This window comes from Streptomyces sp. NBC_00829 (assembly GCF_045161795.1).
Lineage (GTDB): Bacteria > Actinomycetota > Actinomycetes > Streptomycetales > Streptomycetaceae > Streptomyces.
Window position 1 is genome coordinate 2529302 of record NZ_CP108867.1, and the last position, 14430, is coordinate 2543731.

Here is a 14430-nt window from a genome sequence, read left to right on the forward strand (position 1 = left end):
CGCGCCGGCCTCTCAGGCGCGCAGCCAGGTGCGCCGGTCCCGGGCCGTCGCGTACAGGGCCTCGATGTCCGCGGGCTTCAGCACGCCGCCGAGCCTGGCCAGCGCGGGCACCTCGTCGTCCCGCACGATCCGTATGTCCGGCGGGGCGGGGAGCGCATCCAGCCGCGCGGCCCCCGCGACGGCGAGCACCGGACGCACCGCCGCCGCCAGCGCGAAGGTGGCGCGTTCGGCCCGCCGCCGGGTCAGCCGCAGCACGGGCTCCGGCCGGCCGCGGCCGACCCGCACCATCGGGTCGGAGATCCGCACCCGCATCCGGCGGGCCGCCAGGGTGTGCACGGCCAGCACCCCGCCCGGGCCGAAGGCCAGATGGTGGATGTGGTCGGCGCCCGGCAGCCGCACCGAGTGCAGGATCCGCCAGCCCGCATCCTCCAGCCGGTCCAGGCCGTCGCCGAGCAGCCGCTGGGCGGCGAGCTCGGTGCGGCTCGGATCGGACCGGAAGCGGCGGGAAGGTCCCGCGTCCGCGTCGGGCACGGCGTACAGAGCCTCACCGGGGCGGTTGGGGGCGAGATCGTCGTCAGGGCGCAGGGACAGCCGGGCGAGCTCGGCCGAGGTGGGGACGGGCGGCGGCCCGACCGTGACCTCGCCGGTCAGATAGGGCGCGAGAACCTCCAGCACATCGGCGCGGTGGCGCTCGACGACCAGGTTCACCCGGCCGCTCTCCCGGTCGTACCAGGCGACGTTGCGGCCGCCCGGGAGGCTGACGTACAACCGGTCCCGGCCATGGCGTCGCGCCGGTGTGACGCGCAGTCCCGTCATGCCACCACCCCCCGACCATGGGAACAGCCACGGGGCCTTCGGGGCAATAAGCACGCGATGCCGGAGAGGTGGTGCACACTCTCCCCAAGCGCAAGGTTCTTGGGAGGGGGCACGCGTGTTCGGGGGGATCGACGAGGTCGACTGGGTGTCACTGGGGCACGCCTACGGGCGGGCGGACGATGTGCCGGAGATGCTGTACGGGCTCGCTTCGGCGGACCCGCATGAGCGCGAGGCGGCGCTCGACGGGATGTACGGCGCGGTGCACCACCAGGGCGATGTGTACGACTCGACGCTCGCCTGCATCCCCTTCCTCCTCGAACTCGTGGCGAATCCTGAGGTCCAGGACCGGGGCGGCGTCGTCGAGCTGCTGACCAGCATCGGCGGCATCGATCTGGACGACGACGAACTGGATCCGGAGGACGAGGAGTTCGAGTACGCCGCGAACTACGCCATGGCCGCATCGGCCGTGACCGCGGGCGCGGACGTCTTTCTCGGCCTGATCGACGCGGAGGACCGCGGGGTGCGGCTCGCGGCACCGCTCGCGCTCGCGACCCTGCACAGCGATCCCGAACTGGTGCTCTCCCTGCTGCGGGAGCGGCTCGGCGCCGAGCCGGACGCGGAGGTGCGGTTCGCCTGTGTCGAGGCCGGCGGCCGGATAGCGCTGCGGCACCGGCGGCTCGCGCCCGAGGTGGTGCGGTGGCTGCTCGTTCTGACCAGGCCACCGTCAGGAGCGGGGCTGCGGCTGGCCGCTCTCGCGCAGCTCGCCCGGTGCGCACCCCAGACGCTGCCCGGCGATGTCGTGCCGAGGGTGACGGGTCTGCTGCGCGAGCTGCGCGCCGAGCAGGTGGCCCGTCCCCCGGTCGCCGAACCGCCGGAGCGACCCGCTCCCACTCTGCCGGGGCGGCTGCGCGAGGCGCACGAGGCGGACGCGGTGGGCCGCAGCACCCCGTGGACGGCCGATCTGCTGCGGACTCTCCACTCGGGCCTCGCCGATCGCGTCGACGACCGGATAGCGCTCCTGGCCGACCAGTTGTGCAGCCCCGACTGGGGACAGCGGATCGATGCGGTGCGGATGAGCAGCGGCCTGCTGCGGACCTGGCGCGGGGCGTACGAGGAACTGGTCGGCCTGGTCGGGGAGCAGTTGGCCGACCCGGAGAAGCGGCTGGCGGACGCGGCGGCCGACACGCTCGGCGAGCTGTTCTCGCTGGCCCGGCCGGCCGCGGACGCGCTGGCGGACAAGGTCGCGTCGGACCCCGGATGCTGGGTGCGGGAGTGGGACGGCGGGCCGCCCACGCTCGGCAGCGCGGTGGCCGCGCTGGCGAGGGCGGGCGACCGGCGCGCGGTGCCGGTGCTGGCGCGGACACTGGAGCTGCCCCAACCGCCGCAGGATCTCGGGTACGCACTGGACCACCTGGGCGCGGCGGGTGCACCGCTGACGACGGCACTGCGCCACAGGCTCGGCGGGATCGACCTGGACGAGAAGCTGTACGACCGGGCGGGGCCCCTGCTGTACGGGCTGACCGCGCTGCGGGCCGCCGAGGCGGTGCCCGAGGTGCTGCGGGTGCTGCGGGGAGCGCCGGACTACCGCAAGGAGTGGGTCGCCGAGTCGGCGCTGCGGGCGCTGACCGCGTTCGGGCCCGCGGCGTCCGAGGCGATACCGGAACTGCGGGCCCTGCTGCGCTGTTTCGGGGTCGGCTCCGGCTTCTCCGCGTCTCTGGCGGCACGGGCGGCCGGGACACTGTGGGCGGTCGAGGGCGACGCAGGGGCCGTGCTGCCGGTACTGTGCGCCGCGCTCTGCGAGGGGGATCCGGGCGGCAGGCGGTCGGCCGCGGCCGTGCTCGGGACTCTGGGCCCGGCGGGCGGGGAGGCCGCTCCGGCCCTGGATGAACTGCTGGGGGCGTCGGAGCCGTGGACGCGGGTGGACGCGGCGATCGCGCTGTGGCGGGTGACGGACGATCACCGGCGGGCATGGCCGGTGCTGCTCGCGGCCTGGGAGTCCATGCCCAACACCCGGGTCCCGATCGCCGAGTGCCTGACGGAACGGACCGCAGCCGGTGCGAAAAGGATTCTGCACGAGGAACTGGCTTCGGTGCGCCGCCACAACTCGGTCGACGGCGGCTACGGCAGCCATGACATCTTTACGGACGAGAAACTGCTGGCCCTGTGCCGGCGGGCACTGACGAGGGAGAGACCAACAGCATGATCATCTTCGGCACCAAGGGCTACCTCTACCAGCTCGCGATACTGACGCTGGTGTGCGGACACTGCGGCAACCCGTCCGCGCACACACTGAGGAAGCGGGTCACCAAGTTCACGCTGTTCTTCGTCCCGCTGTTCCCGGTCTCGACGAAGTTCGCCACGCAGTGCACGTTCTGCGGCATGGAGCAGCGGGTGGCCAAGGAGCAGGCCGAGCAGCTCCAGGTCCAGGCCGCGGGCGGCCAGGCCCCCGGCCAGGCGTACAGCCAGCCGCAGCAGGGCCAGCGGCAGCCGCACCAGCACTGAGGCCGCGGAGGCCGGTGCGCGGCCGTGGCCGCGCGCCCTCGATTCGCCCCCCGACGGGGGCCTCCGGCGGGTGACGAGGCCACATCGGCGGCCCGCCACGCGATATGCCGGCTCGATACGCCCCGGGCACACGGCCCCCGCCGGAGCCGAGCCGCCCGCCGATTCCCCGCCGCCGACGTGGGCGCGGGTACCGGACTCGCCACCTTCCCGGTCCACGAGACCGATGCCGCAGATGAAGACCGAACCGGTGAAGCAGAACCGCACCCGGGCGATGGCCCGCCGAGGAGAGTCATGAGCCCGAGCCCGTCCCGTATCCGTCACGCCGTGCTGCTGACGGCGGTCGCAACCGTCCTGCTGTCCGGCTGCGGCGACGAGGGACGGATCAAGAGCGCGGGCGCGACCCCCACGGCCGTGGGTCCCGTGCGGCTCTGGCCCGATCTGCCTCCCGTCACCGCGCCGCCCCTCGACTACGGCGAGCCGGACACCGAGCTCGTCCCCGGCATCAAGGTGCCCGGCAACGACGTACGGGCCCTCGACCCCGTCGCCGTGGTGCGGGCCGAGGCCGATGCCCACCCCGATCAGTACATCGGCCCCGACGGCCTCTACCAGGAGACCGTCGCCAAGCTCCGTGCCTGCAAGGACAAGCCGAAGTCCTGCCCGGTGCTCAAGCCGTACTACCGCGATCTCACCGGCGACGGCCACGAAGAGCTGATCGTCGGCATCAAGATGCCCGAACGGCAGACCTCGCTGCGCTGCTACATGACCGGCGGCGGCGGGCTGACCCGCATCATGTCCACCTCCGACAAGCTGATCAGCGTCGACCTGGCGGGCCGGGACGTGATCCTGCGGTCGGTCTCGGCGGGCATCCCCGGCTACGAGTACCGCACGGCCTGGTCCTGGGACGGCAACCAGAAGGCGATGCTCCCCACCCGCGACGAGATCGTCCGGATCAGGCCCTCCCGCTCCCCCGAGCCCGCGCCCGCGGCGGCCCCGCAGTGAGGCGGCCCCGGCTGCCCCGCTGGACCGCGACCCTCACCTGGAAGGCCGCGGTCTTCATCACGGTGATGTGCTGCGCACTGGCCGCACTGCTCGGCGTGCTGGTGCACGTGTCGGTGACCCGCCAGACGGTCAACCAGGCACGGGAGAAGGCGCTCGGCCGGCTCGTCGAGGTCACACGGGCGTACGAGTCGGGCGGACCGGTTCCCCGCTACGGAGGCGTGGACCCGCCGGGTCTGCCCGAGGCCCTGCGGGCCCTGGCGATCAGCGGGAGGCGCGGCACGATGGTGGAGAGCTACCGGGGCCGCCCCACCATGTGGGCGGCGGGCCCCGCGGACGGCAGGGCGATCGCCGTCCGCGTCGACTACACCCTGAGCGCGAACACCATCTCCGGACTCGACCGGGCGATCGTCGGCTCCTCCGGGCTCGCCATCGGGGCGACGCTGCTGGTCGGCGCGTTCGCCGTCACCCGCATCACCCGCCGACTGCATCTGACCGCGCAGGTGGCCCGGCGGATCAGCGCGGGCGATCTCGACGCGCGTGTCAACGACCCCCGTACCAAGAACCCTTCACGCCCCCAGGACGAGGTGGCCACGGTCTCCGGAGCACTGGACACGATGGTCTCCTCCCTCCAGGGCAAGCTGCAGAGCGAGCAGCGCTTCACGGCCGACGTGGCGCACGAGCTGCGTACCCCCCTGACCGGACTGAGCGCAGCCGCCGAGCTGCTGCCGGAGGGCCGCCCTGCCGAGCTCGTGCGGGACCGAGTGCGGGCCATGCGTTCGCTGACCGAGGATCTGCTGGAGATCTCCCGGCTCGACGCGGGCAGCGAGACGGTGGATCTGGATGTGCACGAGCTGCCGTATCTCGCCGAGCGGGTGGTGCGCGCGTCGGGCACGGACACGGAGCTGAGGATCCTCGGCGAATGTGCCGTCGAGACCGACAAGCGCCGTCTGGAGCGGGTGCTCGGCAATCTGGTCGCCAATGCCCACAAGCACGGGAGGCCGCCGGTGGTGCTGACCGTGGACGGCGCGGTGGTGACCGTCACCGACCACGGCACGGGCTATCCGCGGTATCTGCTGGAGCACGGCCCGCAGCGCTTTCGCACGGACGGCGACAACAAGGGGCACGGGCTCGGACTGACCATCGCGGTCGGCCAGTCGGCCGTGATCGGCGCGGACCTGCGCTTCGCGAACGCGCCCGACGGCGGCGCGGTGGCCCGCCTCGTACTGCCCGAGTACGTCCGGTTCACCGACGACGGCCAACCGGGGCACGGCCGGACGGGCTGAATTCGGCGCGACCGGCGAGGGAGCACCGAGGTCCGGGGCCGAGCCCCGGCTACGTTGCCAGGCATGACCGCTACGACGGGGACGGCCGCGGAGACTCCCCCGCCCGGCCTTCGCCATCCCAAGCGGCGGGGCGTGGAGCTCTCGCTTCTCGTCGGCGCCGTCCTCATCTCCGTCTACGGCTACGTCGACGTGGGCCTGACGGCGGACCACGCGGTCCCCCCGGACGCCGCGGGCTACGGAGCGGGCCTCGGTGTCCTGGCCCTCCTCGCCCATCTCGCCGTACGGTTCCGCGCCCCCTGCGCCGACCCCCTGCTGCTGCCCATCGCGGTCCTGCTCAACGGCATCGGCCTGGTGCTCATCTACCGCCTCGACCTGGAGACCCCGGGCGACGAGGCCGTGCCGACCCAGCTGATCTGGTCCACACTCGGCGTCGCGCTGTTCATCGTGGCCGTCGTCCTCCTGCGCGACCACCGGGTCCTCCAGCGGTACGCGTATCTGTCGGTCGCCGCGGCCCTGGTCCTCATGGTGGTGCCGATCTTCTTTCCCGCCGTGAACGGCGCCAGGATCTGGATCCGGATCGGCGGATTCTCCTTTCAGCCGGGCGAGTTCGCCAAGATCCTGCTCGCGGTCTTCTTCGCCGCGTATCTCGCCGCCAACCGCAGCGCCCTGGCCTACACCGGCCGCAGGATCTGGAAACTCCAGCTCCCCACCGGCAGGGTTCTCGGGCCCATCGTCGCGATCTGGCTGCTCAGCGTCGGTGTGCTGGTCCTGGAGCGGGACCTCGGCACCTCGCTGCTCTTCTTCGGACTCTTCGTGATCATGCTGTACGTGGCCACGGGACGGACCGGCTGGATCGCCGTCGGTCTCCTGCTCGCCGGGGCCGGAGCGTTCGCCGTCGGATCCCTCGAACCGCATGTCCACAGCCGCGTCCAGGACTGGCTCGACCCTTTCGCCACCATTGACGCGGGCCAGGGCCCCGGCCAGCTCGCCCAGTCGCTCTTCGCGTTCGCCGCGGGCGGGATGCTCGGCGCGGGCCTCGGCCACGGGCACTCCAGCCTCATCGGCTTCGCCGCCAAGTCCGACTTCATCCTGGCGACCGCGGGTGAGGAGCTCGGCCTGGTGGGCCTGACCGCGATCTTCCTGCTGTACGCGCTGATGGTGGCCCGCGGCTACCGGACCGGGCTCGCCCTGCGCGACCCCTTCGGGCGACTGCTCGCCATCGGGCTCGCCTCGATCATCGCCCTGCAGGTCTTCGTCATCGCGGGCGGAGTGATGGGTCTGATCCCGCTCACCGGAATGGCGATGCCCTTTCTCGCCCAGGGCGGTTCGTCCGTCGTCACCAACTGGGTCATCGTGGCGCTGCTCATCAGGGTCAGCCACTCGGCCCGCGCACCCCAGCCCGACACGGCCGAGCCGGGCGTCATCGCCCTCGTTCCGGAGGACGAACGGTGATCCGCTACATCCGGCGCGCGGCTGCCCTGTGTCTGCTGCTCCTGGCCGCGCTGCTCGTCAACGCCGCCCGGGTGCAGATCCTCCAGTCCACCGCGCTCGAGGAGAACCCCGCCAACCGCCGTCCGGCGATCGCCCGTTACGCCGAGCCGCGCGGCCGGATCGTGGTCGGCGGCCGGCCGGTCACCGGCTCCAGGGACAGCGGTCAGCAGCTGCGGTACGAGCGCACCTACACGGACGGCCCTCTGTACGCGCCGGTGACCGGGTACTCCTCGCAGACCTACGGCACCACCCTCATCGAGAACGCACAGGACGGCGTCCTCTCCGGCACGGCCTCCCTGCTCTCGCCGCTGCCCTTCTGGAACGACCTCAGCCGCGGCCGATCGCCCGGCGGCACGGTCGTCACCACCATCAGGCCCGCCATGCAGCAGGCCGCGTTCGACGGTCTCGGCGGCAGGCGGGGCGCGGTCGCCGCGATCGAGCCGTCGACCGGGAAGATCCTGGCTCTGGTCAGCAGCCCTTCGTACGACCCCGGGGAACTGTCCGGCACCGGCCCGCAGGTCAAGACCGCCTGGGCGAGGCTGAATGCCTCGGGCGCCCAGCCGATGCTGAACCGGGCCATCCGGCAGACGTATCCGCCCGGTTCCGCGTTCAAGATCGTGACGGCGGCGGCGGCCCTGGACTCGGGTGTAGTCACCGATGTCGACGCACCGAGCGGCGCTCCCAATCCGTATGTCCTGCCCGGGACCAGCACCAGGCTCCCCAACGCGGCGGCCGGCTGCGGCAACGCCTCGCTCGCGTACGCCATCCAGTGGTCCTGCAACACCGTGATGGCGCACCTCGGAGTGAAGACCGGGCTGGCCGGGCTGCTGGACACGGTCGACAAATTCGGCTTCAACGACCGGTCGCTGAGGATCCCCTCGAAAGTCGCCGTGTCCAACTTCGACCGGCAGATGACGATGGACCAGATCGCGCTCTCCGCGATCGGGCAGTTCGACACGACGGCAACGCCGTTGCAGATGGCGATGGTCTCGGCAGCGGTGGCCAACGGCGGAGATCTCAAACGCCCTTATCTGGTGGACCGGGTGACCCGGGCGAACGGCGACACCGTCGCGCAGTCGACTCCGGCCACGTACCGCCAGGCGATGAACCCGGCGACGGCACAGCAGCTCCAGCGGCTGATGGTCCGGGCCGTCGAGGAGGGCACCGGCGAGAATGCCGCCATCGAGGGCGCGCGGGTCGGCGGCAAGACCGGCACGGCAGAGCACGGGCTCGGCAACTCCGGCACGCCCTATGCCTGGTTCATTTCCTTTGCTCAGGCGAAGGACGCGATCCGGCCGGGGGTCGCCGTCGCCGTGGTCGTCGAGGACGCGTCGCTGGCGCGTGGGGAGGTCAGCGGTGGCGGCAGCGCCGCGCCGATCGCGCGGGCGGTGATGGAGGCGGGGCTGAGAGAATGATCCCGATGCCGGTCCACGAGACGCTGGAGCGTAGGGATTCCGCCAAAACGCGCGGAACTCATCGACGAGCGGCCCCCTGTGCGCGTCGAGGACATCGACGCGCACCACGCCGTTCCACTCGACGAGCCCGGTGCCCGGCCGCGGCGCTGCCCGGGCTCACGCGTCACCCGGCGGTCTGAGCACCCTGCGCGATCGTCTCCTCGACCTCCGCCACCCGCTCCCGCTCCTCCACCGCGAAGCGTTCACGGTCGAGCTCCTCGGCGATCTCCTCGTCCCTGGACATCAGGAGATCCAGGCTGGCGTCCCCCATCTCGAAGACGCCCATGTCGAGGTAGGCCTGCTGCAGCCGCTCGCCCCACAGCCCGATGTCCTTGACGCACGGCACGATCCGGCTGAACAGCAGCTTCCGGAACAGCTGGAGGAACTCGGACTGCTCGGAGAGCTCGGCTGCCTCCTGCTTGGGGATGCCGAAGTTCTCCAGCACCTCCACCCCGCTCAGCCGGTCGCGCATCAGATAGCAGCCCTCGATGACGAACTCCTCGCGCTCGCGCAGCTCCGCGTCGCCGAGCTCCTTGTAGTAGTCGCGCAGCGCCATCCGCCCGAAGGCGACATGGCGGGCCTCGTCCTGCATGACATAGGCCAGGATCTGCTTGGGCAGCGGCTTGTCGGTGGTGTCCCGCAGCATGCCGAAGGCGGCGAGCGCGAGGCCCTCGATGAGGACCTGCATGCCCAAGTACGGCATGTCCCAGCGGGAGTCGCGCAGGGTGTCGCCGAGCAGCCCCTGGAGGTTGTCGTTGACCGGGTAGAGGATCCCGATCTTCTCGTGCAGGAACCGGCCGTAGATCTCGGCGTGCCGGGCCTCGTCCATGGTCTGGGTGGCGGAGTAGAACTTGGCGTCCAGGTCCGGGACCGATTCGACGATCCGCGCGGCGCACACCATCGCACCCTGCTCCCCGTGCAGGAACTGGCTGAACTGCCAGGAGGTGTAGTGCTTGCGCAGCTCCCCCTTGTCCTTCTCGGTGAACTTCGCCCAGTGACGGGAGCCGTAGAGGGTGAGCGCCTCGTCGGGGGTGCCGAGCGGGTCGTACGGGTCGACCTCCAGATCCCAGTCGATGCGCTTCGCGCCGTCCCACTGCTTGTCCTTGCCCTTCTGGTAGAGGGCGAGGAGCCGGTCACGGCCGTCTTCGTACTCCCAGCTGAAGCGTGCGGCGCCGGAGGCCGGCACCTGCCAGTGGAAGCTTTCGGGAGGACTTGTGTAGCGATCGTATGTCGACACCGGCGACTCCTTCGCCTCATATCCCGTGTACCCAGGGCTACTTGGCAGGCTCACACGTTGGTAGACGAAGAGTCAACAAGTCGTGCGCAAGGGATTGACGCGCTTACTGACGAGGAGTCTCATAAGGCCATGACACCAGTGACCGAACGGGACGTGCGGCTGCTCCGCGACACACTCGGCCCCCTCCGGGACCGCGAGCAGGTCGCCCAGCGCCTGCTCGAGTCCTCCGCCAAGCACTCCTTCGACCCCGACAGGGACCTCGACTGGGAATCGCCGCTTGAGGAGGGCACGTGGTTCTGGCCACCGGAGCTGCTCTCCCTCTACGACACCCCCCTGTGGCACACGATGTCCGAGAAGCAGCGGATCGAGCTGTCCCGGCATGAATCCGCCTCGCTCGCCTCGCTGGGCATCTGGTTCGAGATCATCCTGATGCAGCTGCTGGTGCGCCATATCTACGACAAGTCCGTGACCAGCAACCATGTGCGATACGCGCTCACCGAGATCGCGGACGAGTGCCGGCACTCGATGATGTTCGCCAGGATGATCCAGAAGGCCGGGGCCCCGACGTATCCCGTCCCGCGGCTCTACCACAATCTGGGCCGTGTCCTGAAGGCGATCTCCACGACGCCCGGGTCGTTCGCGGCGACGCTGCTGGGCGAGGAGATCCTCGACTGGATGCAGCGGCTCACCTTCCCCGACGAGCGGGTCCAGACGCTGGTGCGCGGGGTCACCCGCATCCATGTGGTCGAGGAGGCACGCCATGTGCGGTACGCCCGCGAGGAGTTGCGCCGCCAGATGGTGACCGCGCCGCGCTGGGAGCGGGAGTTCACCCGCATCAGCTGTGGCGAGGCGGCCAAGGTCTTCTCGGTCTGCTTTGTGAATCCGCAGGTGTACACCAACGTCGGCCTCGACCGCCGCGAGGCCGTGGCCCAGGTGAGGGCGAGCGGCCACCGCCGCGAGGTGATGCAGCAGGGAGCGAAGCGGCTGACCGACTTCCTGGACGACATCGGGGTGCTGCGAGGGCCCGGACGCCGGCTGTGGAAGCGCTCCGGCCTGCTGGCGTGATCCTCATCGCGCAGGCCGTATGGGGCGAACGGAGACGGATACGCTGCGAGCATGACCAGTCCCGCTCCAGCGACCCGCGCCTACCGACGGCTCGGCGTCGAGGAACGACGCAGGCAGCTCCTCGCCGCGGCGCTCACACTCTTCGCGCACCAGCCGCCGGACGAGGTCTCCCTCGATGATGTGGCCGAGGCGGCGGGGGTCTCCCGGCCGCTCGTCTACCGCTACTTCCCGGGGGGCAAGCAGCAGTTGTACGAAACGGCCCTGCGCTCCGCCGCCGACCAGCTCGAACTGTGCTTCACGGAACCGCCGGGCGGCGCACCCACCCAGCGGGTCGCCCGGGTGCTCGACCGCTATCTCGCCTTCGTCGACGAGCACGACGCGGGGTTCAGCGCCCTGCTGCGCGGCGGAAGTGTCGCCGAGACCTCTCGTACGACCGCGATCGTCGACGAGGTGCGGCGGGCCGCGGCCGAGCAGATCCTGGTCCACATCGGTGTGGACCGACCGGCACTGCGGCTGCGCATGATGGTGCGCACCTGGATCGCGGCGGTCGAGGCGGCGTCGCTGATCTGGCTGGACGAGGGGAAGCAGCCGGCGACGGAGGAGCTGCGCGACTGGCTGGTCGACCATCTCGTCGCACTGCTCGCGGCGACGGCGGCGACGGACACGCAGACGGCCGAGGCGGTGCGGACGCTGGTGGGCCTGGAGGCGGCGGACGGGCCCGTGGGGCGGCTGGCGGACGGGGTGGCCGGGGTGGTGGCGGACGCATCGGAGCGCCTTCGCTGACACGGACCTTCGGCAGCGCGGGCCTTGGGTGGCGCGGGGGACTCCGCCGTTTGCCGAGGCGTCGAGGTGATCCGCTCCCCGACGCTCCCGCGGGCATGGCACCCCACAGGGACAAGCGCCAGTACGACTGGCAGCAACTCCTGCAGGGCATGTACTGGGCCATGGACGAGGTGACGGTGGGCTGGGCCAGGCGGGTCGCGGAGGCTGAGCTCGGTCATGAGCTCCCTCGGCGGTGGGCGCACAGCCGGGGAGTCGCAGCCAAGGCGACCGAGGTTGGTCGGATCTTGGGGAGGGATGCCGATCTGTTGACGGCAGCTGCCGTGCTCCATGACGTGGGGTACGCACCTCGGCTGGCCACGACGGGGTTCCACCCGCTAGACGGCGCCCGGTTTCTACGTGACGCTCATGGCGCTGATGAGCGGCTGGTGAGGTTGGTTGCGAACCACTCGTTCGCGTTGCTGGAGGCCGAGGAGCGCGGGCTACGGGAGGAACTGGCGGCGGAGTTCCCACTGCTGGAGGAACCGCTGATGGTGGATGCGCTGGTCTACTGCGACATGACGACCACGCCCGACGGCCGCCGGACCACCGCGCAGGAACGGGTCGCGGAGATCCTCAGCCGCTACGGAGCCCACAGCATCGTCGGGCGGTTCATCCGTCGGGCGACGCCAGAGATCTCTGCTGCCGTTGCACGGGTGGAGGCGGCGCTGGCGGCTCAGCCCAGGTAGGGGTAGGTGCCGGCGAGGTAGTCGCCGATCTGCTGGCGCATGCTGGGGTGGATGTCGTACTCGTCGAGGTCGGCCGGCTGGACGAAACGGACGCCATCGGCCTCGTCGTTGATGGTGGGCTCGCCGCCGACGGGGCGGCCGATGTAGGTGTTCTCGTACTGCTGGCGGATCTCGCCGTCGGTGTAGGCCACGATGTGGGTCGGGTTGGTGTAGACACCGAGGAACCCGGTGACCTCGGCGACGATGCCGGTCTCCTCCAGGCATTCCCGTACCGCGCACTGAGCGGCGGTCTCGCCGATGTCCTGGGCACCGCCCGGGAGAGCCCACTGACCAGTGTCGCGACGGCGCTGGAGAAGGATCGAGCCACTGTCGTCGACGACGAGCAAGTTGCTAGCTGGGATGAGGGTGTTCGCCCTCGGAGCTGCCGGGTCGTTGTAGTACTCAGTCCTGCCCATACGCGGCGGCCCCCTCCTGGTCGGGTGTCCAGGACCGTGCGCCGGCCCAGACGGCTTCGAAGCTCTGAGCGTAGTTGGCGAACCACCCTGTGTCGTTGGCCTTGTTGAGGTGGAGGAGGGGGTTGGCGCTGGCCGGCTGACCCCACACGTGCGGGTTGACCAACAGATTGTCGTCGTAGCGGAACAGGGACGTGTAGAGCGTGGTGTCGTGTAGCCGCACTTCGCATCCGGCCTCGGCCAGCAGGGGGCGGTAGTACGTCAAGGAGGCCCTGATCTTGGCGGCCAGGGTGTCGCCGATGCCCTCTTCCCGGCCCCGGATGACGACCGCCCGGCCCTCCGGGTCGCCGAAGCACAGGCGCACCCGGACGCCGTCGGAAGCGCGCTCGGCAATCATCCCGGCGACATGCGGGTTGGACTGCGCGAAGAACGTGCCGGAGAAGACGAGGACGCCAATCTCCTCCCGAGCCTCCCGGAGCAGAGAGATCCACATGTCCCGCGGGACACTCGCGCGGTTCTGGTAGGTGCCGACGAGCTCGGTGCCTAAGCCGTCACCTGACCGCGCGGCCCGCCGGGGCGGTGCCGGCCACAGGAACGTCTCCTCCACCCGCAGGTGGCGCGCGACCCGAAAACGGTGCCGCGGGTGGGGAACGCGCCCGCCGAGCCACCGGCTTACCGTCTTGGGGTCCACCTCGCAGACTTCCGCGAGCCATTCGGGTGATACGCCGCGCTGGGCAAGCACGGAGTGCAGTCGGTCGTTCACGGAAGCTATGGAAGCGGTGCCCGGCGTGATCACGCAAGGACGTTACGGGACGTTCTCGTGGGACCTCCGTCGCGTCAGGTACCTACCCTTGCGGCATGGAGCTCATCGTCCTGTGGGACATCGACCACACCCTCATCGAGAACGCGGGGGTGAGCAAGGAGATCTACGCGGCCGCATTCGCGGCACTCGCCCGACGTCGACCAACCGGGCCGGCGAGGACAGAGGGACGGACGGATCGCCTGATCATGCGCGACATGTTCCTCCGAGACGGTCTGCCCGAGCCGGACTGGCCCGCTGTCGAGACCGCCCTCGCCCACGCGGGAGAGGAGCGCCTCGGCGATCTCCAGGCACGGGGAACCGCTCTGCCAGGCGTATACGAGGCCCTCAAGGCAGCCTCAGCACATGACGACTGGGTGTCTTCGGTCCTCACCGGCAACATCGCCGCCAACGCCCGCGTGAAGCTGTCCGCCTTCGGTCTCGATCCCCTGCTGGACCTGTCCGCAGGCGCCTACGGCGCGGACGCCGAGCTCCGCCCCGACCTTGTGGCGGTCGCCCGCGAGCGCGCCCGACGGCTCCACTACGTCGCAGCCGACGTGCCCGCCGTGCTGGTGGGAGACACCCCCCGAGACGTCGAGGCCGCCCTCGCCACTGACTCCGGGATCATCGCGGTCGCCTCGGGCATCCACAGTGCCGGGGAGCTGGCCGCCGCCGGCGCCTCCGTGGTCCTGCCGGATCTGTCGGACACCGCGCAGCTTCTCGGGATCCTGGAGACCTTCGCGGTACATGGAAAACGTCCCAGGACGTCCTTGGGCTGTCCCTAGACGCGGTGTCGCGGTCCCCGGACGCTCAGCCACTATCAG

General features: G+C 70.9%; 14 protein-coding genes. 10 read left to right on the forward strand and 4 right to left on the reverse strand.

Annotation, left to right across the window (positions count from 1 at the left end; translation table 11 throughout):
* Positions 1-12: 12 nt before the first annotated feature.
* A complete protein-coding gene (locus OG293_RS10425; RefSeq protein WP_405998496.1) occupies positions 13-816 on the reverse strand; it encodes an NERD domain-containing protein in 804 nt (267 codons plus the stop codon).
* Between the two features lie 115 nt (positions 817-931).
* Here OG293_RS10425 and OG293_RS10430 point away from each other — a divergent pair, with 115 nt between their 5' ends.
* The 6 genes from OG293_RS10430 to OG293_RS10455 all read left to right on the forward strand — a co-directional run bounded on the left by OG293_RS10430 (position 932) and on the right by OG293_RS10455 (position 8506).
* Complete coding sequence (locus tag OG293_RS10430) at positions 932-3019, forward strand: PBS lyase (RefSeq protein WP_405998497.1); 2088 nt, start codon at positions 932-934, stop codon at positions 3017-3019.
* Positions 3016-3318, forward strand: a complete 303-nt coding sequence (locus OG293_RS10435; RefSeq protein ID WP_405998498.1) for a zinc-ribbon domain-containing protein — start codon at positions 3016-3018, stop codon at positions 3316-3318. The genes OG293_RS10430 and OG293_RS10435 overlap by 4 nt, the downstream gene beginning before the upstream one ends.
* Before the next feature lie 291 nt (positions 3319-3609).
* A complete protein-coding gene (locus OG293_RS10440; protein WP_405998499.1) occupies positions 3610-4317 on the forward strand; it encodes a hypothetical protein in 708 nt (235 codons plus the stop codon).
* Positions 4314-5600 (forward strand): ATP-binding protein, encoded by a 1287-nt coding sequence (locus tag OG293_RS10445; protein ID WP_405998500.1) that lies wholly within the window; start codon positions 4314-4316, stop codon positions 5598-5600. The genes OG293_RS10440 and OG293_RS10445 overlap by 4 nt, the downstream gene beginning before the upstream one ends.
* A 63-nt stretch (positions 5601-5663) precedes the next feature.
* Positions 5664-7052, forward strand: coding sequence for an FtsW/RodA/SpoVE family cell cycle protein (locus OG293_RS10450; RefSeq protein ID WP_405998501.1), 1389 nt, complete (start codon positions 5664-5666; stop codon positions 7050-7052).
* Entirely contained in the window at positions 7049-8506 is a 1458-nt protein-coding gene (locus tag OG293_RS10455; RefSeq protein ID WP_405998502.1) for a penicillin-binding transpeptidase domain-containing protein, read from the forward strand. The genes OG293_RS10450 and OG293_RS10455 overlap by 4 nt, the downstream gene beginning before the upstream one ends.
* A 163-nt stretch (positions 8507-8669) precedes the next feature.
* Here OG293_RS10455 and OG293_RS10460 read toward each other — a convergent pair whose 3' ends face one another.
* Entirely contained in the window at positions 8670-9782 is a 1113-nt protein-coding gene (locus OG293_RS10460; RefSeq protein ID WP_405998503.1) for a ferritin-like domain-containing protein, read from the reverse strand.
* A 129-nt stretch (positions 9783-9911) separates the two neighbouring features.
* Between OG293_RS10460 and OG293_RS10465 the strand changes: the two genes are divergently transcribed.
* The 3 genes from OG293_RS10465 (at position 9912) to OG293_RS10475 (ending at position 12355) form a co-directional block, all read left to right on the forward strand.
* Complete coding sequence (locus tag OG293_RS10465) at positions 9912-10847, forward strand: diiron oxygenase (protein ID WP_405998504.1); 936 nt, start codon at positions 9912-9914, stop codon at positions 10845-10847.
* A 51-nt stretch (positions 10848-10898) separates the two neighbouring features.
* Positions 10899-11630 (forward strand): TetR/AcrR family transcriptional regulator, encoded by a 732-nt coding sequence (locus OG293_RS10470; RefSeq protein ID WP_405998505.1) that lies wholly within the window; start codon positions 10899-10901, stop codon positions 11628-11630.
* A gap of 161 nt (positions 11631-11791) precedes the next feature.
* Entirely contained in the window at positions 11792-12355 is a 564-nt protein-coding gene (locus OG293_RS10475) for an HD domain-containing protein (protein ID WP_406003555.1), read from the forward strand.
* On the opposite strand, the gene OG293_RS10480 is transcribed toward OG293_RS10475, so the two are convergent.
* Both OG293_RS10480 and OG293_RS10485 read right to left on the reverse strand, forming a co-directional pair.
* Positions 12343-12810 carry an NUDIX hydrolase gene (locus tag OG293_RS10480; RefSeq protein WP_405998506.1) on the reverse strand — a complete coding sequence of 156 codons (468 nt, stop codon included), beginning with the start codon at positions 12808-12810 and terminating at the stop codon, positions 12343-12345. The two genes, OG293_RS10475 and OG293_RS10480, sit on opposite strands and share 13 nt — an antisense overlap.
* A complete protein-coding gene (locus OG293_RS10485; protein WP_405998507.1) occupies positions 12797-13570 on the reverse strand; it encodes an XRE family transcriptional regulator in 774 nt (257 codons plus the stop codon). The genes OG293_RS10480 and OG293_RS10485 overlap by 14 nt, the downstream gene beginning before the upstream one ends.
* A gap of 95 nt (positions 13571-13665) precedes the next feature.
* Here OG293_RS10485 and OG293_RS10490 point away from each other — a divergent pair, with 95 nt between their 5' ends.
* The gene (locus OG293_RS10490; protein WP_405998508.1) at positions 13666-14391 is read left to right on the forward strand and encodes an HAD family hydrolase; all 726 of its coding nucleotides are present in this window, start codon (positions 13666-13668) and stop codon (positions 14389-14391) included.
* Positions 14392-14430 lie beyond the last annotated feature (39 nt).

Coding starts and splice junctions, on each gene's coding strand:
- OG293_RS10450 (WP_405998501.1), top strand. CDS start 5,664: ATGACCGCTACGACGGGGACGGCCGCGGAGACTCCCCCGCCCGGCCTT.
- OG293_RS10465 (WP_405998504.1), top strand. CDS start 9,912: ATGACACCAGTGACCGAACGGGACGTGCGGCTGCTCCGCGACACACTC.
- OG293_RS10480 (WP_405998506.1), bottom strand. CDS start 12,810: ATGGGCAGGACTGAGTACTACAACGACCCGGCAGCTCCGAGGGCGAAC.
- OG293_RS10425 (WP_405998496.1), bottom strand. CDS start 816: ATGACGGGACTGCGCGTCACACCGGCGCGACGCCATGGCCGGGACCGG.
- OG293_RS10435 (WP_405998498.1), top strand. CDS start 3,016: ATGATCATCTTCGGCACCAAGGGCTACCTCTACCAGCTCGCGATACTG.
- OG293_RS10475 (WP_406003555.1), top strand. CDS start 11,792: ATGGACGAGGTGACGGTGGGCTGGGCCAGGCGGGTCGCGGAGGCTGAG.
- OG293_RS10490 (WP_405998508.1), top strand. CDS start 13,666: ATGGAGCTCATCGTCCTGTGGGACATCGACCACACCCTCATCGAGAAC.
- OG293_RS10440 (WP_405998499.1), top strand. CDS start 3,610: ATGAGCCCGAGCCCGTCCCGTATCCGTCACGCCGTGCTGCTGACGGCG.
- OG293_RS10470 (WP_405998505.1), top strand. CDS start 10,899: ATGACCAGTCCCGCTCCAGCGACCCGCGCCTACCGACGGCTCGGCGTC.